22 protein-coding genes are annotated in these 25480 nt (G+C 37.6%); 4 read left to right on the forward strand and 18 right to left on the reverse strand.

From position 1 onward, the window contains the following. Nucleotides 1–13 precede the first annotated feature (13 nt). Entirely contained in the window at nucleotides 14–1438 is a 1425-nt protein-coding gene (locus tag AAGS61_RS17055; protein WP_391374609.1) for a LutB/LldF family L-lactate oxidation iron-sulfur protein, read from the forward strand. Nucleotide 1439: 1 nt separating this feature from the next. Further along, complete coding sequence (locus AAGS61_RS17060) at nucleotides 1440–2156, forward strand: LutC/YkgG family protein (RefSeq protein ID WP_391374611.1); 717 nt, start codon at nucleotides 1440–1442, stop codon at nucleotides 2154–2156. Nucleotides 2157–2210: 54 nt separating this feature from the next. On the opposite strand, the gene AAGS61_RS17065 is transcribed toward AAGS61_RS17060, so the two are convergent. From AAGS61_RS17065 to yeiL, 10 genes are all read right to left on the reverse strand, one after another. Next, nucleotides 2211–3617 (reverse strand): SpoVR family protein, encoded by a 1407-nt coding sequence (locus tag AAGS61_RS17065; RefSeq protein WP_391374614.1) that lies wholly within the window; start codon nucleotides 3615–3617, stop codon nucleotides 2211–2213. A 24-nt stretch (nucleotides 3618–3641) separates the two neighbouring features. Then, a complete protein-coding gene (gene yhbH, locus AAGS61_RS17070; RefSeq protein WP_391374616.1) occupies nucleotides 3642–4805 on the reverse strand; it encodes a sporulation protein YhbH in 1164 nt (387 codons plus the stop codon). A 162-nt stretch (nucleotides 4806–4967) separates the two neighbouring features. Next, nucleotides 4968–6863, reverse strand: a complete 1896-nt coding sequence (locus AAGS61_RS17075) for a PrkA family serine protein kinase (protein ID WP_391374817.1) — start codon at nucleotides 6861–6863, stop codon at nucleotides 4968–4970. Between the two features lie 464 nt (nucleotides 6864–7327). After that, nucleotides 7328–7531 (reverse strand): gamma-type small acid-soluble spore protein, encoded by a 204-nt coding sequence (locus AAGS61_RS17080; RefSeq protein WP_391374618.1) that lies wholly within the window; start codon nucleotides 7529–7531, stop codon nucleotides 7328–7330. A gap of 72 nt (nucleotides 7532–7603) precedes the next feature. After that, nucleotides 7604–7825, reverse strand: a complete 222-nt coding sequence (locus tag AAGS61_RS17085; protein ID WP_391374621.1) for a hypothetical protein — start codon at nucleotides 7823–7825, stop codon at nucleotides 7604–7606. A gap of 96 nt (nucleotides 7826–7921) precedes the next feature. Continuing rightward, nucleotides 7922–8506 carry a helix-turn-helix domain-containing protein gene (locus AAGS61_RS17090; protein WP_391374624.1) on the reverse strand — a complete coding sequence of 195 codons (585 nt, stop codon included), beginning with the start codon at nucleotides 8504–8506 and terminating at the stop codon, nucleotides 7922–7924. Nucleotides 8507–8744: 238 nt separating this feature from the next. Then, the gene (locus AAGS61_RS17095; RefSeq protein WP_391374626.1) at nucleotides 8745–9503 is read right to left on the reverse strand and encodes an ABC transporter ATP-binding protein; all 759 of its coding nucleotides are present in this window, start codon (nucleotides 9501–9503) and stop codon (nucleotides 8745–8747) included. 4 nt (nucleotides 9504–9507) lie between these two features. Then, nucleotides 9508–11826: an ABC transporter permease gene (locus AAGS61_RS17100; RefSeq protein WP_391374629.1), complete on the reverse strand. Its 2319-nt coding sequence runs from the start codon at nucleotides 11824–11826 to the stop codon at nucleotides 9508–9510. A gap of 125 nt (nucleotides 11827–11951) precedes the next feature. Next, nucleotides 11952–12578, reverse strand: coding sequence for a TetR/AcrR family transcriptional regulator (locus AAGS61_RS17105; protein WP_391374632.1), 627 nt, complete (start codon nucleotides 12576–12578; stop codon nucleotides 11952–11954). A 298-nt stretch (nucleotides 12579–12876) separates the two neighbouring features. Then, nucleotides 12877–13560 carry a transcriptional regulator YeiL gene (gene yeiL, locus AAGS61_RS17110; RefSeq protein ID WP_391374634.1) on the reverse strand — a complete coding sequence of 228 codons (684 nt, stop codon included), beginning with the start codon at nucleotides 13558–13560 and terminating at the stop codon, nucleotides 12877–12879. A gap of 77 nt (nucleotides 13561–13637) precedes the next feature. On the opposite strand from yeiL, the gene AAGS61_RS17115 reads away from it, so the two are divergent. After that, complete coding sequence (locus AAGS61_RS17115) at nucleotides 13638–14333, forward strand: YjjG family noncanonical pyrimidine nucleotidase (RefSeq protein WP_391374637.1); 696 nt, start codon at nucleotides 13638–13640, stop codon at nucleotides 14331–14333. A gap of 113 nt (nucleotides 14334–14446) precedes the next feature. Here AAGS61_RS17115 and AAGS61_RS17120 read toward each other — a convergent pair whose 3' ends face one another. The 8 genes from AAGS61_RS17120 to AAGS61_RS17155 form a co-directional block, all read right to left on the reverse strand. After that, the gene (locus tag AAGS61_RS17120; protein ID WP_391374639.1) at nucleotides 14447–15757 is read right to left on the reverse strand and encodes an alkaline phosphatase family protein; all 1311 of its coding nucleotides are present in this window, start codon (nucleotides 15755–15757) and stop codon (nucleotides 14447–14449) included. Next, nucleotides 15754–17001, reverse strand: a complete 1248-nt coding sequence (locus AAGS61_RS17125; protein WP_391374642.1) for an MFS transporter — start codon at nucleotides 16999–17001, stop codon at nucleotides 15754–15756. Before AAGS61_RS17125 ends, AAGS61_RS17120 begins: the two co-directional genes overlap by 4 nt. A gap of 195 nt (nucleotides 17002–17196) precedes the next feature. After that, nucleotides 17197–17757, reverse strand: a complete 561-nt coding sequence (locus AAGS61_RS17130) for a DUF4256 domain-containing protein (RefSeq protein ID WP_391374645.1) — start codon at nucleotides 17755–17757, stop codon at nucleotides 17197–17199. A gap of 250 nt (nucleotides 17758–18007) precedes the next feature. Then, nucleotides 18008–20353 carry an ABC transporter permease gene (locus AAGS61_RS17135; protein ID WP_391374648.1) on the reverse strand — a complete coding sequence of 782 codons (2346 nt, stop codon included), beginning with the start codon at nucleotides 20351–20353 and terminating at the stop codon, nucleotides 18008–18010. 1 nt (nucleotide 20354) lies between these two features. Beyond that, on the reverse strand, nucleotides 20355–21116 hold the full coding sequence (locus AAGS61_RS17140; RefSeq protein ID WP_391374651.1) for an ABC transporter ATP-binding protein: 762 nt from the start codon (nucleotides 21114–21116) through the stop codon (nucleotides 20355–20357). Nucleotides 21117–21243: 127 nt separating this feature from the next. Continuing rightward, entirely contained in the window at nucleotides 21244–22443 is a 1200-nt protein-coding gene (locus AAGS61_RS17145) for a sensor histidine kinase (protein ID WP_391374654.1), read from the reverse strand. A gap of 68 nt (nucleotides 22444–22511) precedes the next feature. Further along, nucleotides 22512–23198, reverse strand: coding sequence for a response regulator transcription factor (locus AAGS61_RS17150; protein WP_391374657.1), 687 nt, complete (start codon nucleotides 23196–23198; stop codon nucleotides 22512–22514). Nucleotides 23199–23374: 176 nt separating this feature from the next. Continuing rightward, nucleotides 23375–24430 carry a 2,3-butanediol dehydrogenase gene (locus AAGS61_RS17155; RefSeq protein WP_391374661.1) on the reverse strand — a complete coding sequence of 352 codons (1056 nt, stop codon included), beginning with the start codon at nucleotides 24428–24430 and terminating at the stop codon, nucleotides 23375–23377. A 123-nt stretch (nucleotides 24431–24553) separates the two neighbouring features. Between AAGS61_RS17155 and AAGS61_RS17160 the strand changes: the two genes are divergently transcribed. After that, nucleotides 24554–25453, forward strand: coding sequence for a LysR family transcriptional regulator (locus AAGS61_RS17160; protein WP_391374664.1), 900 nt, complete (start codon nucleotides 24554–24556; stop codon nucleotides 25451–25453). The last annotated feature ends 27 nt before the right edge of the window (nucleotides 25454–25480 follow it).

A 25480-nucleotide genomic window follows, 5' to 3' on the forward strand; every position in this document is an offset into this window, starting at 1 on the left:
GGGGGGATTGGCAATGTCGATGAAAACGAGTGATAAACCATTTAAAGAACGTGTGACAGATAATTTATCTGATACGTTTATGCGTGGTGCGGTATCAGCTGCACAGGAACGTTTCCAAACACGGCGTCTAGCAGCAGCAGAAACCCTCGGAAACTGGGAGGAATGGCGTTCACACGGTGAAGAAATTCGCCAGCACGTACTCAATCATTTAGATTATTATTTATATCAGCTAAGTGAAAATGTCGCGAAACGTGGTGGTCATGTATTTTTTGCGCAAACCGCTGAAGAAGCATTTCACTATATTCAACAAGTAGCGAAAGAGAAACAAGCGAAGAAAATTGTCAAATCCAAATCGATGGTGACAGAAGAAATTCATATGAATGCAGCGCTCGAGGCAATCGGTTGTGAAGTGATTGAAACAGACCTTGGTGAGTATATTTTACAGGTGGATGATCATGAGCCACCTTCCCATATCGTTGTACCTGCACTGCATAAAAATAAAGAACAAATTCGCGATGTATTTAAAGAGAAACAAGGCTATGATAAAACATCCAAGCCGGAAGAACTGGCGCTTCATGCACGAGAAAAATTACGCCAAGAATATTTAACAGCCGATATCGGCGTTACGGGCTGTAACTTTGCCATCGCCGAAAGTGGTTCCATTACACTTGTAACGAATGAAGGAAATGCAGATTTAGTTGCTGCCTTACCGAAAACGCAAATTACCGTCATGGGAATGGAGCGTATCGTACCAACGTTTCAAGAAATGGAAGTGCTCGTGAGCTTACTGACACGAAGTGCGGTTGGACAAAAGCTAACAAGCTATATTACAACATTAACTGGTGTACGCGATGAAGGAGATTCAGACGGACCAGAAGAATTCCATTTAGTCATTGTCGATAATGGGCGCTCCGATATTTTAGGTAGCGAGTTCCAACCGATTTTACAATGTATTCGCTGTGCTGCCTGTGTCAATGTTTGCCCTGTGTATCGTCACGTTGGGGGGCATACGTATGGCTCGATTTATTCAGGTCCAGTAGGCGCAGTACTTTCTCCTCTTTTAGGTGGCTATGACGATTATAAAGAATTACCTTATGCGTCCACCTTATGTGGCGCTTGTACAGACGCTTGCCCGGTGAAAATTCCGCTCCATCAATTACTCCATAAACACCGTCAAGTCATTGTGGAACAGGAAGGACGAACACCTTTCTCGGAAAAAATGATAATGAAAGCATTTGGTTTTGGTAGTGCATCTTCAGGATTATATGGCTTGGCAAATAAAATGGCGAAGCCCGTGATGTCTCCTTTCACAAAAGGCGATAAAATTACAAACGGCCCAGGACCACTAAAAGCTTGGACAGAGGAACGTGACTTCCCTGCCCCGAATAAAGAAAACTTCCGTCAATGGATGAAAGAGCGCACGAAAGGAGGCAAATAACATGAACGGAACGATTCATAATCGCGATCAGTTTTTAACGAACATTGCGAGTAAACTTGGGCGTGAACGTTTAACGACTGTCCCAAAACCTACATGGCAATACGGACCGCAACATCAAGTGCTAGCGGGCTTAAGTCAAGATGAGCTGTTAGAAGTATTAATTGAACAATGTAAAAACATTCATACGAATATACTCGTGACCCATTCCAATACATTACCTACTGTCGTGAACGATGTTGTCAAATCATACGGTGCAGGATCCGTTGTCGCTTGGCAAGATGAGCGTTTTCAAACATTTGGGCTAGACACACTTATGGATAAACAATGGCCAAGTGAAAACATTCAACTTCATTATTGGCATGAAGAGGCTGGGGTTGACAACATCCGATTGGCTGAGCAGGCAAAAGTGGGCATGACGATTAGTGAAATGACGCTTGCCGAATCGGGTACGGCCGTTTTATATAGCGGGAAACATCGCGGGCGTTCTGTTAGCTTCTTACCTGAAAACTCCATTATACTCATACCTAAAAGCACAATCGTACCACGTATGACACAAGCTGCTAAAAAAATACATGATGCAATTGAAAATGGTGAGCAAGTCGCTTCATGTGTGAATTTCATTACAGGACCAAGTAATTCAGCAGATATCGAAATGATCCTTGTAGTAGGGGTTCACGGACCAGTGAAAATGACTTATATCGTTATCGAAGATCAATAAATAGAAGAGAGGCGTTCAGGAATAACTTCTTGGACGCCTCTTCGTTTGTTTATCTTATTTTACACTACGCGAACTTTTCTTCCCGTCATAGGAGTAAATCGTTTGTTTATTTTCTACACACGTTTCTAAATGAACAGGGCGTCCCCATAGCTGATAAATATAAGGTAACACGTGCTCTAAATATTTTGGGTCCAGCTCGGTTCCTTCATAGCCGTGCTTTAAATAGAGTTCGCCACTCCTCTTGTAATCGCCATCCTCTACCACAATATAAGGGAAGCCACCATTTACGCGCATGGAAACGAGTTGATCGCGGACATTTTCATAATCTTTATCTGTAATTCGATATTCATTGCCCTTCTTCTCAAATAAATAAAGATCTTCTTGCTCTACTAGCTCCTTTTTTAAATAGTTGCGAATAAAGGAAATATCCGATTCAATTTCGCGTACCTCGAAAATTTTCTCTCGACCCGAGTTTGGCAAAACCCCTGCCTTTTTCATTTCCTCTGTCGGATGATTATACCTGTTCTCAATATCTTCAAAAATTTTCAGCCCTAAATAATACGGGTTGATTGTTGTCTTAGATGGTTGCACAACACCTGCATTTAATTTCGCAAATTCAATCGTTTCAGTTGTTGTTAAATCTAACTCTCGCAGTATACGCTGATGCCAAAAAGATGCCCAACCTTCATTCATAATTTTTGTTTCTAACTGTGGCCAAAAATACAGCATTTCTTCTCGCATCATCGTTAAAATATCTCGTTGCCAATCGTCCAATTCCCGACTAAATTGTTCAATAAATAGCAATAAGTCCTTTTCAGGCTTCGGCGGGAATGGTTTTCGCTTTCGCTTCGGTACATCTTCTTTTGGTGCTTCGTTATCTAAATTCCAAAGGTCATCATACGATGTTTTTTGAGCCGCTACTTCTTCGTCTTCTACTTCTAAATCATAATTTTCAATTAACTGCTTCGGTCTTAAAATCGATGGGTCGATATGCTCTTGGATGGATAATACGGCATCTAAAAATTTCTCGACCTCCTCTTTCCCATACTGTAGTTCGTACTGGGCGATTCTATCTGCTGTTGCGGACATACTTTCGACCATATCTCGTCTCGTATTCGAAAATCGAATATTATTTTTGAAAAAATCACAATGGGCTAACACATGGGCGATAATTAATTTGTTTTGGATTAACGAATTCGTATCAAGTAAAAAAGCATAACAAGGATTGGAATTAATGACAAGCTCGTATATTTGACTCAAACCTAAATCATATTGAAGCTTCATTTTGTAAAACTGTTTCCCAAAGCTCCAATGCGTATATCGTGTAGGCATGCCATATGCCCCGATCGTATAAATAATATCGGCTGGGCAAATTTCATAATGCATTGGATAAAAATCAAGTCCAAAGCCGGCCGCAATTTCTGTTATTTCATCGATGGCTCGGTGTAGTTCTTTTTCCATCTACATCCCCCTTAGACTTTCTAATCAAACGAAAGCATCTTCCTTTTTGAAAAATGTTTTTAATGCTTTATACACATCACTTTTTTGTTTCAAAACATAATGAAGGAATTTCGGGTTATCGATTCTTTTATAAGTGGACATTAGTGTAGAATATCTGCCATGAGGATTCACTTCCCCGTAGCCGAACATTCTAGAAACCCCCATTAACTCCTGTACTAATTTAATACATTTTTCATTGTCCGCTGACACATTCTCTCCGTCTGAAAAGTGGACTGGGTAAATATTGTATTTTACCGGGCTATACTTCGCTTGAATAAGTTCTAACGCTTTTGCGTAAGCCGATGAACAGATTGTTCCGCCACTTTCTCCTTTCGTGAAAAATTCCTCCTCTGTTACCACTTTTGCCTCTGTATGATGGGCGATAAATTCAATTTCAACAGTTTCATATTTCGAACGTAAAAATCGGGTCATCCAAAAGAAGAAGCTTCTTGCACAATATTTTTCAAAATAGCCCATGGAACCACTTGTATCCATCATCGCAAGCACGACTGCTCTTGATTCTGGTTTCACGACTTCATCCCATGTTTTAAATCGTAAATCGTCATTATGAATAGGGCTAATCGCTGCCTTTCCTTTAATCGCATTACGTTTAATAGCCGAAAGAATTGTGCGTTTCTTATCGATATTCCCCATTAGTCCTTTTTTCCGAATATCATTAAATTCAATTTTATCAGTCGTAATATCTGCCATTTCTTTCTGCTCTAAATTTGGCAACTCTAACTCCTTAAATAACATGTTCTCTACTTCTTCAAACGTTACTTCTGCCTCATAGTAATCTTCTCCCGGCTTATCGCCTGCTTCCTTCCCTTTCCCCGCTCCTTGCTGTGCTGGACTTCCATCTCGTGCCACTACATCGCCGACTTTACTATCGCCTTTCCCTTGACCAACGTGTTTGGACTTATCATTGTTATAACGAATTTTATATTCATCTAATGACCGAATCGGAATTTTCAAAACCTCACGACCATTCGACATGACAATGCTTTCTTCAGTGATTAAATCAGGCAAATTATTTTTTAGCGCTTCTTTTACTTTCTCCATATGGCGTTGTTGATCTTGATGGCCTTTGCGATGGAGTGACCAGTTTTCTTTTGAAACGACAAATCGGTTATGCTGATTTTCACTCATTTTCATCCTCCTCCATCTTTTCATTGTTTGACATCTGCCAGGGGCTTCACAAAGCGAACAACATTCACTTTTTATATGTTATGACTGTATTGAAAGTTTTTGTACATAATTTGAGTAAGAAAAAAGAGCGCCCAAAAAGCATTGGACACTCCGTTCAAAAGTTTAACGATTTAAGAGGCTGCCTACGTATTGTAGTAATTCGTTTGCGGAAGTTGAATTGTAGCCATGCTCATCGATTAATGTAGCAATGACTTCATTCATCTTTTTCAGTTGCGATTCATCCGGTGTTTTCGTTGAAGTTGTAATTTTCACTATATCTTTTAAGTCAGCAAACATCTTCTTTTGAATCGCCTCTCGTAATCTTTCATGCGAATCGTAGTCGAATCGTTTCCCCTTTCGCGCAAACGCTGAAAGACGAATTAAAATTTCTTCACGAAATGCCTTTTTCGCATTTTCCGATACGCCAATTTGTTCTTCGATCGAACGCATTAATTTTTCGTCAGGATTCATTTCCTCTCCTGTTAAAGGATCTCGCAGTCGATTTTTATTGCAATATGCTTCGACGTTATCAAGATAATTATTCATGAGTGTTTTTGCCGATTCTTCATATGAATATACAAATGCCTTTTGCACTTCATTTTTCGCAATTTCATCGTATTCTTTCCGTGCGACTGCGATGTAGTTCATATATTTTTTTCGTTCTTCTTCTGAAATCGAAGGATGTTGATCTAGTCCATCCTTCAATGAACGTAAAACATCTAACGCGTTAATGGACGGTACTTCTTTCCGAATAATAGCAGAAGAAATTCGATTAATAATATAACGTGGATCGATACCGTTCATACCTTCAGATGAATATTCTTTTTTTAGCTCCTCTACGTCCACTGCATTATACCCTTCTACACTTTCGCCGTCATACAAACGCATTTTCTTTACAAGATCGATACCTTGTTTTTTCGGAACTTCCAGCCTTGTCAAAATCGAGAAAATAGCAGCAGCCTTTAAAGCATGTGGTGCAATATGCACGTCTGCCATGTCGCTATTTCTAATCATTTTTTTATAGATGCGTTCTTCCTCACTCACCTTTAAATTGTAAGGAATCGGCATGACGATAATTCGGGAGTGGAGCGCTTCATTCTTCTTATTTGAAATAAAAGACCGGTATTCCGTCTCATTCGTATGGGCCACAATTAATTCATCTGCGCTAATTAACGCAAATCGGCCTGCTTTAAAATTCCCTTCTTGCGTCAACGATAATAAATGCCATAAAAACTTTTCATCCAGTTTTAGAATTTCTTGGAACTCCATCATACCGCGATTCGCTTTGTTCAATTCCCCATCAAAGCGATACGCGCGCGGGTCAGACTCTGAACCAAATTCAGCAATCGTTGAAAAATCAATACTACCTGTTAAATCGGCAATGTCTTGTGATTTCGGATCAGACGGCGTAAATGTACCAATCCCAACCCGTTTGTCTTCTGAGAAGAAAATACGCTCTACCATTACGTTTTCAATACGTCCATCATATTCCTTTTCTAGACGCATCGTATTTAATGGTGATAAGCTCCCTTCGATTCGAATCCCATACTCTTCATAAAAATCATCACGTAAATGGTGTGGAATGAGATGCAGTGGATCCTCAAACATCGGGCACCCTTTGATTGCGTAAACGGCACCTTCATCCGTACGAGAATATTGCTCAAGTCCCCTTTTTAACATGGTCACAATCGTGGATTTACCACCACTTACTGGTCCCATTAATAATAATATTCGCTTTCGAACATCTAATCTTCTAGCTGCTGGGTGGAAATATTCCTCTACCAGTCGCTCCAGTGCTGTTTCAAGCCCAAAAATTTCTTGACCGAAAAACTGGTACATTTTATGCCCATTTCTTTCCTCTACACCAGCACTTTTAATCATGTGGTACACGCGCGAATGTGCTGTTTGCGCCACTTCTGGTCTTTCCCTTACAATTTCTAAATACTCAGCAAATGTCCCTTCCCACTTCAGTCGATCCTCTTCTTCACGGTAGCCCCGGACTTTATTTAAAATGTCGATGACCATCCCTCCATTCAGGGCATGTTTTTAACATAGTATGAAACAAGACAAATGATGATACCTAATACTTTTGGATTCCTTTAAATATTGCGAATGTATTTTTCATTATTTTGATGGTATTGGGCGTAAGTGCCTGCGTAGCCCCGACAAATCTGATTGAATCTAAAGTGAACGCAAAAGGAATCGCTATGTCCCAAGGCGTATGCTTTCACCTAAATATTTTCATTTCTTTATATGTATCATATCCTTACAAATAGAAAATGGAGAGATGCACCGTAGCATCTCTCCGTTCTTTTTTATTGTTAAGGAAATTATAAAATGTCGCATTGTGGATAATCGTTGTGGAAAAGAGCATCTACGTCTAGGCGAAAGCGCCATCCCCTCGCGACGCTTCGACTCCCTCCTACTTGTGGCAAGCACACTTGTCGGGATTCTCCAGCGCGTGTCGGGGATGAGCAGGCGCTTTAGCGCTTTTGTTCTTCATTTTTATTGGATGGGTTCTTTTCGTGATAAAATTCCTTTGCGATTTCCTCATTATTCGTTGTATCGTATCCATCTACTTGCACAAGCATTCGTTTTATTTGATTGTACGATAAGCCCGAAGCCGCATTTTTTCGTTTGACGTCGTCTATATTTGTCCCAGAAGAAGTAAATTTTTCATTAGTCATGGATAAACCTCCTTGATTGTTTGCTTTTATGTTTCCTCAAAGAAGGATTATTATGACTGCGTTTGCGTGAAATTATTTTTTACTTTTGTCGATGCGATGATATTCCGAAATTTGCACAACCCTTACATGTCTCATGTGCAACTCGTGATACATGCCTCGACTATCGGTAAACGACAGATACTGATCGCGCTCACTTCGAATCAGCTCCTCTGCTTGTTCTTGCGATTCCATATGAATGAAGCGTCGAATATAATGGTTTTCATCGAAAAAATAGGTGACTTTGAATTCCTTCATATGCTTTTAGCTCCTCAGGTATCAGGTATTATCGTTATATTCTCCTGATTGATGGGGAAATATAATGAGGATTATCACAGATGAATATATCATTTCTTAAATCAACTGATAAAATAATCCGTGTTGTGTACAGTACCAGAGCAGCTTTCCATGTTTACGTTTCGGAATACGTGTTTGCAATGCCCATTCTGGATATTGCTTGATTATCTGCACTTGCTCTCCTGTAGCAAAAGCAATAAATGAAATATAATGATCTTTGTTCATCGAATGGTTACTTGAAATATACCACTCATCCTCAACTACTGAAATTTCCAGCTTCTCTTCGTCTGTCGCTTTGGTCGGCACTAAAGCATCTAGTTTTCTGCCACAGCAAGAGATCGTGGCGTTCCCTGTGGATAAAACAATATTATGGCATGCGGGGCATACAAAGTATGTTGATTTTTTCATATTTCCTCCTACAAAATCATTGGTGGTAAGTTCACCATCTAGAATCTCTTCAATGTTGACACCAAGGAGGGAAGACAAATCCTGCAATAGCGAGATATCTGGGCAGCCTTGACCGCGTTCCCATTTTGAAATCGTTCGGTCAGAAATATGCATTTGGTCCGCTAATTCTTTTTGCGTAAGCCCTTTTTCCTTTCGCAACGTTAAGATCAAGTTGCCAATTTTACTACAATCCATCGCTTCACCTCCTGATACATTCATCATAGTTCGTAATCGCTTTTCCAACAACAAACGCTCCGTAGAGTACTACAAGAAAAAAAGAACATATGCCCTTTAACTAGGTATACGCTCTTACATTATTATACTAACTCTAGCTATACTACTGTAAAGTCTGCTATACTCTCACAAGAAAACAACTGCTTAGAAGACATTAGATCTAAATTATTATTAAAACTCATGACTTTGAGACAACAAATCATATACCTATTTCCATCATTTTCGCCGTTATTTTTTGGACCCTGTCATCCATATCCGTGCCGTCAAACTTCGGAAGATTCATCTCGCTCACGATTTTTCCGTCACGCATAAACAAAATTCGTTCTGTCCACGCTGCAACCTTTACATCGTGAGTGACAAGCATAATGGCAGTACCATCCGCATTAATTTCAGAAAATAAGGCCATAATCTCCTGCGCAGATTTTGAATTGAGGGCACCTGTAGGCTCGTCACCGAAGATAATTTTTGGATTGTTCATAAGTGCTCGGCATATGCCCGCACGCTGAAGTTGACCTCCTGAAACCTGTGTAATATCACGCTTTTCAAGTTGCTCAATCCCTACCCTTTTCATAAGTGCTCTTGCTTTCTCCGTAATTTTTGCAGCATTTTTTCTATTATCACGCATTGATGGAAGAATAATATTATCTAGAACATTCAGATTTTTCAACATAGTAGGCTGCTGAAAAACAAATCCCATCTTTGTTCGACGTATATCTGAAAGCTTCTCCTCCCCAATCTCCGATAAATCTTTGCTTTCAAAACTAACTGTTCCACTATTAATACGATCTGTTCCGCTCAATACAAACATCAGCGTCGATTTTCCCGATCCCGAAGGCCCCATCACTGCAACAAACTCTCCCTCGTTTATTTCAACAGACACTCCGTCGAGAACAGGATGCTTTTCACTTCCCTCGCCGAAAGTTTTTACTATATGGTCACCGATAATAATTTTGCTCATATCCCTACTCCTTTATGCTTTCTGAAATTTTTATGCGTCCGGCGTCCGATGTACCAACCATGGTTGCGATAAGTACCACACCCGTCATTAGCAGTGGAGAAAATAGATACGCCGAAAGTGGATTGACCGTAAACTTAAATGATGATGCCCCAAACGAGGAGATCACTGCACCTGCAAGTACCTCTCCTAGCGTATTTGCAAGAAGCGTGCCGAGAATAATTCCACTAATTAGAACGAATAGCGACCGTGAAATATACTGCGCCGCAATATCTGTATTAGTAAAACCTAACACCTTCATTACAGCAATGGAATATTTGTCCTTTACCACGAGCATTTTCATAAATAATAGTGTCACTAGCGCTGTGATAATGAGTGCAATCGTAACTGAAGCATAGGAAGCCATTTTAACAGAACTAATTGTCGAACCGAATGTCTGTTTAACGAATTCATCCACATCTGAAATTTTGGCAAAGTTAAACCGATCTGCATACTCTGAGACTTTTCTGTCGACAAGAGATGGATTTGAAAATTCAGCGCTGATAATGCTCCACATAATATTTGTCGACTTGTCGGTAAATATAGCTTTGGCCGTTTTACCGCCGTTGGTAATATCAGAATATATTCCGCTTACTGTAAGCTCTTTCTCCTTTCCTTCTATTACCAACGTAAGAACATCTCCGACCTTTTTGTTCATTTCATCCGCATTCATAGTTGAAAGCGCAATTTCATTTTCTTTGGCGGGTGCTCTACCGTCTGAATATTCGATAGGAAATGTCATATGATCGCCAAATTCAATTTTTATATTTTCCTCCGATCCGTCTTCCATTTTTGCTTTGAATATTTTTGTGGTAAGAACGGTGTAATTTGAAATGGTATTGTCACTGCTGATCGTCTTTGAAATTACAGCGACTTTTTCAGCAATATTATCCGTCTGCTGAATGTCAATCCGCATATCGTAGTTACCGACTCCCATATATCCGATAAAGCTTTTGGAAGAAATCGTGTTATATAGATTCTGAGGAACAATCATAATAAATGCCGAAATCACTAACACCGCAAGCATTGTGGCATATAGTCTTTTTCTTGCGAGAACATCTTGAATCCCCAAAAAAATATTCGTATTAAACAATCTGTTTGTGCTTAGTACGAAACGCTTTGCACCGATGTTTTTTTCCTGTGAAGTACCAAAACGTATTGCCTCTGCAGCCGATATTTTTCGAAAACGTTGTAGTACTCTTTTTACATAGAAGATAATCAAAAATAGTACGAGTAGTATGCTAATAATCCCTAAAGCTGCAGCAAACGAAGAATTTTCACTTCCCCCCATATAAAGCCGTATATTTTCAAGAAGCATGCCTTTGAACATGTTGGAAAGTCCAAACCCGAGAATGCCACCTACCACAGCAATCGCTGCATATTTCGCAAGGTAAATCTTCTGGATATCGGAAACACGTAAACCTATTGCTTTCATAACACCAATTTCAAGGTAGTCGTCTTCGATTTTCGCAAGAAGCGTAAAGCGTATGCACATAAATGCGATTATAATGATCAGTGCGCTTATAAGAAGTATCACGGCAATCATCATTCCATCTGAAAGTGCGTTCATCATTTTGAACAGTTTATAGGTAACTGTTGGTCCATTGGCTTCAAGTCCTGCAGAAGCGTAAGCCGTTTCAAATGCACCTAACGCAGAGGAATCCTTTAATCTGAACTCAATCAAATACTCTATACTTCCACGGCTTTTTATTTCCTCGTAATCATTTTCGCTAATAAGAAATCGCTTTGAAGCGGAGAGTGTGGAATTCATCTGCGAATCGCGGAGGAATCCCGCAACGGTAAATTCCTTCCCGCTTATTGTTGCCTTGTCACCAACCTTTGTCGTGTTATCTCTCATATAGCTTATTGGAACATATAGCTCTCCATCGGATACATTTATGATGTTCCCTTCAAGGTCAAGCAGATAATCGAATTTTTTATTTTGTACGCTAAAGCCATTATCCTGAACATTACCCGCAAGTGCACTTTCACCTAATATAATTTGTGCGCCATCTATATTGAGAAATTCTACTATCTGAAATTCATCGACATTACTATTATGCTCTGCAAAAGATGTCAGTCGTGCAGTATCAATTTCCCCCGAATGCATTTGCATAAAATGTGGCGTTTTAGCTTTTATCATAAGTGTGTCTAGCGCACTTGAAAGATTAACCATCAATATCGCCGCAAGCGAAACAAGCATAGCTGCAATAGCGACAAATATTACTGTGATCAGCGTTATCATTTTGCTCTTTAACATGTCATTACGGATTATCCTGAAATACATAAGTCACCTCTGTTTTCAAACTTTTAACCGATTTATAATTGTAAATAATTACCTATATTACACATATCAGTACTCTTATGATAAGAAGAGAAATATCACTTTCCGCTACTGAAGATTTTTTCTAATTATTCATTGCTACCAAACATCTTTATAACCGACATAAGATTTCCGCTTTCAACACCAAGTAGCCTTTCTACATTAAAAATAAACGCCTGAATACGTGTAGCACGCTCCTCATTGGTCATTTGAACCATATCATCATCAAAGATCGTATTGGCATATGTCACAACCATTTCCATACATTCATACGGGAATGGTGTGTTGAATAGCCCTTGCTCAATGCCCTCATAGATGATTTCTGCCAGTATCGGCGTAAGACCGTTGATGACGACCCTCTGTATTTTCTGATGCATAAGTGCATTCTGCGGTCTGTGAATATGCTCCATAATTTCCTGACTACTTCCACCACTTATGTTCATTGACATTACAACACGAATAATGCGATCAACTACAGGTATACTCTTGTCTGCCGCAATTTTCTGCGCTGTCTCTAAAAGACGAATACTATACCGCTCAATTAGTGCATCCATAATATCCTCCTTCGATTTGAAGTGGTGATACAATGTTCCTCGCGCAATTCCGACCTTTTCGAGAATATCGTTTGTACTTGTACCGTCAAAGCCTTTCTGACCAAAAAGCTCATCTGCCGCATCCAAAATTTCGTTCCTGCGTTCCCCTGCTTCTTTTCTCATTTCTACTCCTCCTATAGACCGACTGCCTGTCTGTAAAATTATAACACCTTTATTTCAATTTTCAAGAATAAATTACAAATTAAAGGAAAAATTATGAGAGGCTTTAGATTCTCCGTTCCTTTTTCTATGTAACTTAACGAACTAACATAATAAAAGCAGATGGTTAATGAGAAATTCACTACTGAACTTCTACACCATCTGCTTTCTATATTTCAAGCCATATTAAATTAACCTCTCACTATGTCACTGTTTAGCAGGTATAGGCGATTTAAAGTAAAAAGCTCACTTATATTACATTTCAAATCATTTCATGCATCCGATTTGAACTTAATTTTTCTAATTCCCCTTTATTAACAATAAAATACTGCCTTCCTTCTTTCTTTAATAATCCATATTGTTGAAATTGATTCAATGTATGCATGAGATGTCGATAGCTTACACCTAGGTACTCTGCTGTTTCGGTATGTTTTTCTCCGAAACATCCGTTATTTTCTAGTTGCAGAATATATTGTGCCAATCGATTTTTGAATTCATAGTCTTGCATCGCTGTATAATGATTCGTCCGTTTCAGTAATTTATCCCCTAAATATTTCGATAAATGATAAAGGAACACATTATTATTTAACAAAAGGTCCTTCGATGTAGACAACGTCATCGCTAAGCACGTGCAGTCATTGATCGCCACCACATCTTTTAAATTCTCCTCTACGCCAATTAAAGATAATTCCCCAATCAAATCATCGTTCTTTAGAAATTGAATTAACGTCCGCTTTCCATTTTCATGGACTCTATATATTTTTGCTCGCCCATCTATGACGAAAAATAAGTACGGCATGTTTTCATCAAAACGTACGATGTATTCATTAGCGAAAAACTTACAAACAAAGGCTTGGTCTAATACAGACTTCGGAAATTTTTTCTGAAGATCATGATATATATCTACAAAATGTTCGGCATAATCCTTCAATAATATTTTCTTCATTTCATCACCTCAATGTGAGATATCTCCTATTATTATATTCTGGCCTTCGGTATATTACTATTAAGAGGTGGATCATCATGAACAAATACAAACACATTATTTTCGATTTAGATGACACGATACTTGATTTTCAAGATTCAGAACAAAAGGCTTTAAAGCAAATTATAATGCGATACAAATTACCTTATACGCCAGAAACAATTACGGTTTATAAACAGATTAATGAGGAATTGTGGCATCGTCTGGAGGAAGGGTTGATTTCTCGAGAAGATGTACTCAATAAAAGGTTTTCACTGTTTCTAAAGGAATTTAATATTGAGGAAAACGGAGCAAAAGTAGAAGAGATGTACCGTGAACATTTAAACGAAGGGCATAAAACAATACCTCATGCACAGGAGTTATTACATGCTTTACGGATGAAAGGGTATCAACTGTATGTCGGTACAAATGGTGTAGGCAAAACACAAAGAAAAAGATTAACAGATGCCAAGCTACAAGACTATTTCGAACAACTTTTTATCTCGGAAGAAATTGGTTATGAAAAACCAAACCCAAATTTCTTTCATTATATTTTTGATGCTCTTCATACCGATCACAAAGAAGAGTTTTTGATGATTGGTGATCGTGTAACATCGGATATTCAGGGCGCCATTAATGTTGGCATCGATTGCGTATGGTTTAATCCTAAAAAAAGTGAACCGCCTTTGCATTCCCCGAAAAGTACTTATACCGTATCAAATTTAATGCAAATTCTAGACTTATTAGAGGAATAGGCATGAAAAAAGGGTTCCGTTCATCTGAAGTGCTACTAGAGCAATGTTTACGTTAAAACGAAAAGCAGACGAACGGGTCGCCCATTCGTCTGTCTTTTTGTGTCTACCTAAAGCTACACTGTTACACCATTTGTTTTAAATATGTCCGTCAAAGCTCTTCCGTCACAATCAGTAAAGTTTATACCTAGGATAGTAGCGATAGTTGGTGCAATATCGATGACTTCTACTTCGCCTAGTTCAAATTGATTTTTAACCGCTTCGCCTGATATGACAAGTACACTTGTATAGTTAGGTTTATTGGGGGAATAGCCATGTGTAGCATATTTGATACCGCCCTGATGCAAATCAACGATAATGGGTTCGTCGGCTGCATCTTCAAAGGCATAGCCCTCCTTCGCCTCTAGCATGTAGTGGAATGCATTATCTACATGTAAGCCATCGAGCTCATTTCTCCCAAAAATACTTTCAATTCCATAACGATCTTCAGCAAGAGCTCTTTCGAGTACTTCAAGTGCTCGTACTTGTGCTTCAGGGTCGCCTTCTCTAACATGCAAGTAAGCTGCTCCACCTGCTCCTTGTACATAGGCTCGCCATCTCATTTCACCGTTTTCTTCATAAATGAGCCCGTTATCTTTCAACAACCGATTTAAATACACCTTATATCGCACATCTAGCTGTCCGTGGTCACCTACTACGATAAAAGTAGTATGCTCTTTGATGCCTGCTTCTTCTACTGCATGCATTAAATCGCCTAGCCGTTTATCCATACGCCTAATCGCCTGCTCAATGTGCTCTCCCTTTGTGCCGAGCGCATGCTTCGTATCATCCAGCTCGATTAAATGGAGCAGCAAAAGATTTGGTTTTTTACGCTTAATCGTATCAACTGCACACATGGTTGAAAAATCATCCAAGTACGGCTGCTCAACCCCTTTCCGATATCGACCGTATTTGTATTCCATCCTCATACTGTAAAACGGGCTACCATTTTTTAATATTTTTAATGCTTGATTTTCATTTTTAATGGCCTTTATTTCTGGCATATTATATTGGATCGATGCCTTTCCTGAAACTGGCCATAGGATGCCAGCTACCTTCATTCCTCGCTTCATCGCTTCCTCATAAACAGTCCGTACTTTTATATCGCGTCTAAACCAGTGCCAACTCTGATCCTCTTCAGGAATAAATGGTTGGAACGGGTTATTATGATAAATACCATGCTTATTCGGGTAAACTCCTGTTACATAAGACGTATGAATCACATATGTGAGGGTTGGGTAGACACTTTTTAGCTTCGTCGTCCATGCACCATTTCCGATTAGCTTCGATAAATTAGGCTGTTGACTAGCCATCTCCCAGTTGTCCTGTGAAAAAGCATCATAGGAAATAACGATTACATATTTCTCATGTTTTGATTTCGAATTCATCCGATCACTTCTCCACCGATTTTCTTTTCCTTTGGTAATGTTAAAAATACAATGAGCCCAATGATAAATAAAGGAATAATCGATAAAATACTTAATTTTGCGTTACCCGTTACAGTAGTTGTGAATGCCATTAAAAATGGACCTATAATAGCCGCAAACTTACCGAAAATATTATAGAAGCCAAAAAATTCATTCGACATTTCCTTTGGTATAATTTTCCCGTAATAAGACCTACTCAGTGCTTGAATCCCACCTTGTGCGGACCCAATCAGTGCACCTAGAATAAAAATATGCCATACGGATGAAATGAAAAATGCAGCGATACAGGAAACGATATACGTAAAAATACCAACAATAATCATCTTTCGTGCTGAATACTTTTTCGCTAAATTTCCGTAAAGAAGTGCACAAGGAAAGGCAATGATTTGGATAACTAGTAAAATACCAAGTAATGTGAACGTATTAAATGCATCATTCCCTAACACACTTGTGGCATATGGAACGACCATTTTAATAATCGTATCCACTCCATCAATATAGAAGAAGTAGGCGATTAAAAATAGAAATACAACTTTATAGTTTTTAATTTGTAAAAGGGTTATGCCTAGTCGTTTAAAGCTATTCACTATAGGTTTAGGTTCTGGCTCAATATAGTAGCGCTGGCAAACATCTCTAAGCATCGGTATCGTTAATAAGCCCCACCAAAGTGCTGTAATCATAAAGCCAATCTGATACCCAATTGCCTGATCCATCCCCATAAAGAAAATGACGGCAAGACTAATCGCAAACGGAATCACACTACTAATATAACCGTAAGCAAAGCCGCTCGTGGACACTTTATCCATTCTTTCATCGCTCGTTACATCAACTAAAAAAGAGTCATAAAAAATATTCGCACCAGCAAAGCCAATTGCTGATAATACGTAAAGTAGGATTAAAAGCTGCCACTGACCGCTTTCAGGAGAGATAAATGTAAAAGAGCATGTTGCTAGGATGCCAAGTAATGCAAAAAACATAAAGAAGCGTTTTTTCTTATCCTTATAATCAGCGATTGTGCCTAATATTGGGCTAAGGACAGCAACCAAAATACTGGCTAATGAATTAAAATAGCCAAGGTCCATACTATTTGTTTCCTCAAACATGCCGAATACAATCGGAAACAAAGCCGTCATAATCGCCATAGAATAAGCAGAATTCCCACAATCATACAGTATCCACGATTTCTCTTCCCTACTTAGCTTCATCCACCCACCCCTTTTTAGATTAAATCTGTTCCTGTTATTATATCATTCTCCTTTTATTCAAATGATTAAAGGTTTTGTTAATTTATAGTTAAGTGAAAAAGATGAGGTTAGTCCTTAATAAAAACAAAAAAGAACGAATTCCACCTTTAGAAATTCGTTCCTTCATTGTATTGCACTGATTCCTCACCGCAAAAGTTAGACCCTTAGCAAGCCACGGAAGCCTCTAGCTGCATAGTAAGATTCTGCTCCGTTGTGATAGACAAAGACCGTATCGTAGCGACGATCACAAAAGATGGCCCCACCGAGCTTTCTAATATTGTCCGGTGTTTTCACCCAGCTCGATGTTTTCATATCAAAATTCCCTAACTGCTGTAGCTCACGGTATTGTTCTTCCGTTAAAATCGCAATCCCCATATCAGCAGCCATACCGATCGCGCTGTTCTGTGGTTTATTTTGTTTCCTTGACTCTAGTGCTTCGTGGTCGTAGCAAACACTTCTGCGCCCCTTTGGACTCTCTACAGAACAATCCATGAAAATATACGCTCCTCCTGTATTCGCATCAACACCTACTACATCAGGCTCACCTTCCGTCGCTTCCATTTGATGAAGCGACCATAGCTTGTCTGGATTCTCTTCAAGCTTTGCTACTATCTGTTCCCATTCAATCCCTTCATGACGGTTCATGTTCTTCTCAAATCTATCCCTTAACGTCTGTACTAATTCCGTATGCTGCTCTTTTGTTAAACTCTTTGCCATTTTAAATCTCCTAATCAATTGTAATAACAATGTATTCTTCCCTTTAAATTAAAGGAGTAGCTATTATTTCGTCAACAAAACGGCCGCAATATGTAAAAAGAATGCACCCTAAAAGAATGCATTCCTATAAAATCTATAATAATTCACAATGAGGCAACATAATTTTTGCTGGTGTATTTATTAGCAAATAAAATAAATTCATCCCCCCTTAAAATGGAACACACTCTGTTTATAATTTTCCTGATTCTCATTATTCTGTAATTAAACCGTAAGCAGATATTTTCTTAATTTTTAAAGATACGAGCATTGAGACAATGTAGGCTAACATAAGGAGTCCTACACAAACCACTGCGATAATCGGTAAATAGATGGTGAATTCCAAACGTTTAATACCTGCACTTGAAAGTAATACAGAAAGTATAGGATTAGTGAAGAATATCCCGAACAAGCCGCCAATACCAACACCTGTGATGATTATTGGTAGCAAACTGATAGATATTTGATTCATCAGTTGAATTGTTGAATAACCAATTGCTTTCATAACACCAAACTCTTTCTTACGCTTTGTAATTATTGTTTGAATGACTAAATATAAAATCAATACAACAACTAACACAGTAATTGTCAAAACGATTACCATAATAGCCAATACTGCATCTGTGTACATACTTGTTTGACTTTCTATCTGTTTATCGAGATCTAATGTATCAACTATATAATCTCCGTACTGTTTTTGGACATTATAAATAAAGTCCTTGTTCGATATTCCATCTAAATATACAAAAAATGTAGTACCTTTATAATTTGATTGTAATCGTTGAATGCCGTCCATTGTTAATGATGCTGTCTGCCCTACATTACCAACTGTTTGACTAAGACCCGTTATTAAATAATTGTCTGTTTCATCTCCATATTTTACGTTAACCGTATCACCAATTCCTTTATTTATTCGATCAGACACAACCCAAGATATAGAAATTTCATTTTCATATTTAGGCTGACGACCTTCATAGACAACATTATTTTCTAACCGATTAAAATTTTCCGTAACATTCGTATATACAGACTGATCATCAATTTTTATTGAAATAATATCAACTATATTTACGTTCCTTACTTGGTCCATCTGTTTAATGTCACTTAAAAGTTCACTTGTATTTGTATCTGGATTAACATATATCATCACATTCCCAGGTTCTTCACCAAATAAGTTAACAAATGTGGACTTGTCAAAAGCAATATTGTAATACAGCACTACAGAAAAAACTGTAGCAAAAGTTAACGCCATAATAATTAAAAGGATCATGATATTTTGTTTCACATTTACTAGCATTGACTTAATAGCTAATGAAAAATGAAGCCCGCCTTTTGCTTTTTCCAAAGGAACATAATTTTTTCTAAAACTATGTGTCTGAATACCCCCACGCAGTGCTGCAACAGGTAGAATTTTTCGTACTCGAAAGGCTGATAGTAATGTTACGATGACAACACAAACCGTCACAAAGAAAATACTGATTAAATTGATCATCACATCAAAGCTATTAATCCATACTAATCCAGATAATTTTGAAATGATACTTCCTATTAACGGCATAAGAGCATATGACAATGCAATTCCTACTACGCTAGCACTAAGCGTAATTAAGAAATATTGAAGCATAATTGAGGAAAGAATTTGCCTACTTGTATAACCAATGGATTTCAACACGCCGATATTTGCCATGTCATCTTCAATATTATTCGAAACACGAAACTTAATGACAATTAATGAGACAATCACAATAATTGCCGAAAAAGCTATTAATATTGTAGCTATTATTTTAATAACTAATGAATCTACATTTTTAAGCATTTCAATATCTAAACTCCCGATATAAGAAGTTGATGTGTCTACTTGAGGTTTCTTTACATTTTGAAAAAAATCATTGATTAATTTCGAAGATTGTTTTTTGTCTTCCATCACTACAGATATAATTACCCCTTTTGATTGATTAGCTAGTTCGTTTGCTAGTGATTCATAGGCGGTCTCTGCTAACATAAATTTCATCACGCCGTTGTTATTTGTACCCATCATCGTTGTTTCTAAAAAACCAGCGATCCGGTAGTCATAGTTCTTATCTTGATAGGTGATGGTAAAGTCATCGCCTAATTTATAGCCCCCATTTGTTTTAAAAATGTAAGGCACATAAATATCATTGATACTTGTTGTATTCGACTTTTCAATTAAATTCAACGGTCCAATAGCACGTTTGGTATCCGCATTAAAAATAACAAAACTATCCGTTAATTCACCATTACCAAAAATAACTTTAGCAGTGTGCAAGTTGATAGTTTCTTCTGTTTCAGTTTCTTTTATTCCAGCATAATTTGCTAAATATTCGTTATGAGCCGCATGATAACTTGCTTGGTCCATTATAAATGTTACGTGAGGATCTTTTAATTGTTCGTTTTTTTGATCAAAAAATGCATTGAGCTGCGTATGGACCATTAACCCCACATTAAGAAGTAGCGCAGCAACTAAAATGAATATAAATAAAGACATGGTAGCAGATTTACTTTTTCTAATATTCGCCATGGCTAGGTTTATGATTTTCACCTTACCACCCCATTTCTTCTAGGAAATGTTGAAGCTTTTCCTGCCGTTCGAGATTGTTTTGTTCACTGTATGTACCTAATTGCAAATCACCACAAATGACACCATCTCGCAAAAATAAAATTCGATTTCCGCGTAATGCTGTTTTCATATCGTGCGTGACCATGACAATACTTTGCTCGTTTCGATTGACATTTGTTAATACATCTAACACACTTTCACTAGAAGCAGAGTTTAATGCACCAGTTGGTTCGTCTGCAAAAAGGATTCTCGGACTGTTTATCAATGCACGAACAATCCCCACTCGCTGCGCCTCACCACCAGAAAGTTGTGTCGGAAATTTAGACCATGCGTTTTCATCGATCCCTACTTGTATTAATAATTCTTTCGCTTTTTGTGCGAGTTCACGCTTATTTTTATTTACTAAAAGACCACTTGCAAGTACATTATCGAGTACGCTCATATTATCTAGTAAATAAATTTGTTGAAATACAAAGCCACAGTGGTTTCTTCTAAATATCGCTAGTTGATCGTTGTTTAATCGAGATATCTTTTTTCCAGCAAAATTGATTTCTCCTAACGTTGGTTTATCCATACCACTCATTGCGTAAAGTAAAGTAGATTTCCCAGATCCTGAACTCCCCATGATAATTGTAAAGTCCCCTTCAACTAAACTGATATCTAGATTTTTCAAAACATGCTGCTGAATCCCACCACTCGAAAAAGTTTTACATAACTTTTCTGTTTTAATAATAATCCCTGTCATAATGAAATTTGCACTCTCCCCTAATTGATTTTCAATTCAAAGAAAAAAGACCGTAATGAAGATTACAGTCTTAGCATACAAAATGAATTCTTATTAAGTCTTTGTATGATTCTTAACTATTCCTTAATTAACTCGCGAGCTTTATTCTCAAGATTGCAATAAAACCATCCGCTCGATTGTAACAAGAAATTTGGCCGTACATATTTTCCATGAAGTACTTGGATATATAGAGTCCAAGACCAGAACCATTCTTACCTTCCACATTTTTACCTCGATAATATTTATTAAACAGGAGAGGCAGTTCCTCTTCACTAATTCCCGGTCCAAAATCTTGAATATGTAGCTCAAGATAATCCTGAATAATGTGAGACGTAATCGAGATTTTCGTTCCTGCATACTTATATGAATTGCTTATAATATTATCTATTACCTGCTGCAAACGCACAGGATCGATTAAAATGATACACGCTGGAAATGGTTCATAGACGATTTGATGATCGTAATTGACGTTTTCAAACATGTCAGCAAGTATTTCACTCGGCTCCTCTGTAACAGTTAATTTTAACTGTTGAAGTTCTTCTAAAGTAGCATGGAACATATCCGTAACAAGTAAGTTAATTTGCTCTGCTTTTGAATTGATTGTATTGACGTGCTTCATCATCTTTTCATCTTTTATTTGCATCAGCATTAACTCACTGACTGCTTTGATCGAAGCAATAGGTGTCTTAATATCATGACTTATTGTAGCAACAAGCTCTTTCTTACTGCGGTTGGATTCATATTCTCTTTGACGAGCAGCATACAGTTCTTCACGTAATAAATCAAAACTTTCCGTGAATGCCCCAAAATAATTGTTCTTGTCCATATTTAAAGGAATATCTAGATTACCTCTAGCAACATTTGCTGCGAACTGTTGTAGCTGCCCAAACGGTTTCAATAATGTTTTATAAAGATAGATATGATAAAGAATCGTAACAATGATTAATAGCCCTACGATTAAACTGAAAGAAATAAGCAGATCTTTTTTCATCTGCTGCACTATATCCTGGTCGTTATTACGGATAATTATTTTACCTACTACCATGTCATTTTGCTTCACATCTACAATCGTATCCCTATTTTTGATGGCATCATATGTATTGTTAAAAGGATTGCTGGGTGTTTGATAAATTACGTTTTCTAAGTTATCTATAATTGTAAGTTGTTGTTGAAAGCCGCTAGTTTCAATTATTTCTTTATTGATGTTTCCCCAATTTTTTTCGACGACCTTAACGACTTCATTAATATCTACCATATTCACTTTTGCAGTATTTGTCTTGTTCAGCATAATTATTTGAAAAGCAATTCCTGAGGAAAAAATCACTAATATAATGACAATTAGCAGTTTTATTCTCATTAGTTATTGTCCTCTAATACATAACCTGTGCCCCAAATCGTTTTGATGAATTGCGGGCTCTTTGGATTGTCTTCAATTTTCTCACGTAAATACCGAATATGCACATTTAGTGTTCCATCTCCTACAAAAGAATCTCCCCATACATTTTGAAACAATTCATTTTTTGTAATGATACGGTTTTTATTATTGGCTAAATAATATAGAAGCCTATATTCCATTGTTTTTAGTTGAATATCCTTATTCTTTACTCGAACACGATGAAGCTTTGTATCAATTTGGATCTGACCAAATTCTAAAATCTCTTGTTGGCTACTCGAACTACTACCATATCTTTTGAGTACCGCTTTTACTTTTGCTAGTAAAACACTTAGTGTATACGGCTTTTGAATGTAATCATCTCCTCCGATGTTAAGTGCAATTAAAACATCATCATCGCTGGAACGAGCACTTATAAACAGAATCGGAATCTGTGTTGTTTTACGCAATCTTTTACATAAATCAAACCCCGATTCATCGCCGAGATTAATATCTAAAAGAATCAATGATGGATCATGTTCCTTCAACAAAAGCTCGCACTCCTCTGCACTTGTAGCAAATGCTGTTTTGACCTCGAACATATTAAAATATTCACAAGTTGTTTCAGCTAAAGCGAGCTCATCATCAACAATTAAACAATCTAATTTCATCGTAAATCTCCTAGAAAATGATTTCCATGCTTGTCTAACAGGATATTTACAGTATACATTATCTTACATTTTTATCAAAAACACTTATATTCCCCCTCTCAAGCTGTTCCACATAAAAAACCCACCTATTTCGACGGAAATTGATCGAAATAGGTGGGCTATTATTATTGAAATGATTATGGTCTTACTAAAATTTTAGCTTGTTTTTTATCTGACACTAATTTATCGAAACCGTTTTCTACGATTTCATCTAAAGGAATTTTGCTCGTAATTAATGGTTTTACATTAATTTGACCAGAAGCCATTAAGCCAATTACTTCTTCATAGTTGTTTCGGTAACAATAAGTTGATAGCAGTCGAAGTTCTTTTAGCATCATCAAAGTAAAGTTTACGCGTGGTGATTCTGCAAACACAGATAATACTACTATTTCTCCGCCTTTACGAACAACATTCATCGCACTATCTAATGTTGGTTGCACACCCGCAACTTCAAAAGCAATATCTACTCCATCTTCCGTTAACGAAGCAAGAACTTCTTCAGCTTTTTCATGTAAGCTATTAATGACACGCGTTGCACCGATTTCTTTTCCTAATGCTAATCGTTCTTCTACAATATCTACTAAATAAATGTCTCTTGCTCCAGCGGCTTTTAATGCTAGCACTGTTAATAAACCAATCGGTCCTGCACCAAATACTGCGGCTGTCATACCCGCTTTAAAATTACTTTCCGTAAGCCCTCGCATCACTACGGCTAAAGGTTCTACCATAGCTGCCTCTTCCATCGATACATGATCTGGTACTTTGTGGACCATATAATCTTCCACAACGGCATATTCTGCAAACCCACCATCGTCACTAAATCCTACTAATCCAAATCTTCCTAAATTGTAAAAACCTTTTTGCACATATGAAGAAGCCTCATCACGAATAATTGGCTCGATTGCTACACGGTCTCCGATAGAAACGTGTGTCGCTTCAGGACCAACTTCAGTCACAATGCCTGAAAATTCGTGTCCCATTGTCAAAGGCGCTTTTCTACCTGAAATGAAGTGTGGTTGATCAACTGGGATACCTGCTCCTGATGCACTTAAATCATGCATATAGGCATGTAAGTCACTTCCGCAGATGCCTGCCCATTCCACTTTTACTTTTACCTTATTGCCTGTTACTTCTTTAACCGTAACGTCCTCAACACGAATATCTTTTACACCATGCCAAACTGCTGCTTTCATTGTTACACCCTCCGATCGAATTGTTTTGTACAGTGCCATTATAATTTAGTTCACAAAATTGTTAAAATCGAAATTATTTGTTATGTTATAGGTACTTTTTATAACAACAAGGGGTATCCTTATATGTTTCCAGCAAAGCTAGAATATATTATTGAAGTGGCAAAAATGAAGTCTATAAACAAAGCTGCCAAAAGTCTCAACGTCACGCAGCCTACAATTAGCCAAGCGATTTATCAAATGGAAGAAGAAATCGGATTTCCACTCTTTATTCGGTCAAAATCAGGCACTTATCCAAGTGAAAAAGGAAAAGACATTATTAAAAAAGCTGTTGAAATTCTGGAGAAATTTGAAGAATTAGATGCATTGTTTGGGTATACGAAAGTGACGGAGGAATTACGTTTAGCAGCGATTCCAGGTGTCATGCTTCCACTAGTTAAAACGGTTACTAATTACAAAAAAAGCTATCCTAACATTGAAATTTTTTTAACAGAAGGATCAAGTGAAGAGGTCATAAAAAAAATTTTAGACAGAGAATTAGATGCCGGACTCATTGTACAATCAAGTTTATTTCATGAAGAAATAAATGATTTAATTTTCGAGCCTGTTGTGAAAGGAAAAATGGTTGCTGTAGCAAGCCATCGCTCCCCTTATGCGAAAGAGAAATTCATCACTGTAGAACAATTAAAGGAAGAAAATTTAATTTTTTATAAAGATGACCATGTAAAACACTTTGAAGCAGAGTTCACAAGAAAATACGGAAATTTAAATATACTATTTCGTACAAATAATGTTGAAGCGATCATTCTAGGCATTTCAGAACAAAACGCCATGAGTGTTGGGCATGACTATTCCCTTTACTTCTCCCAATTTTATTTAGAAGGAAAACTTGTTCCATTAGAAATTAAAGGGTTTGAACAATTACCTGTACAAATTGGTTGGATTCGCAACAAACATATTCCCTTAAGTCCACAAGTGAAAAATTTTATTAGCAGATATAAAATGGCTCAAGTGTTAGATTTTTAAATTGGTGGAAGATGAAATGACGACTTG

The sequence above is a fragment of the Lysinibacillus sp. KU-BSD001 genome (genome assembly GCF_042920265.1).
In the GTDB taxonomy this organism is placed as follows: Bacteria; Bacillota; Bacilli; order Bacillales_A; family Planococcaceae; genus Lysinibacillus_B.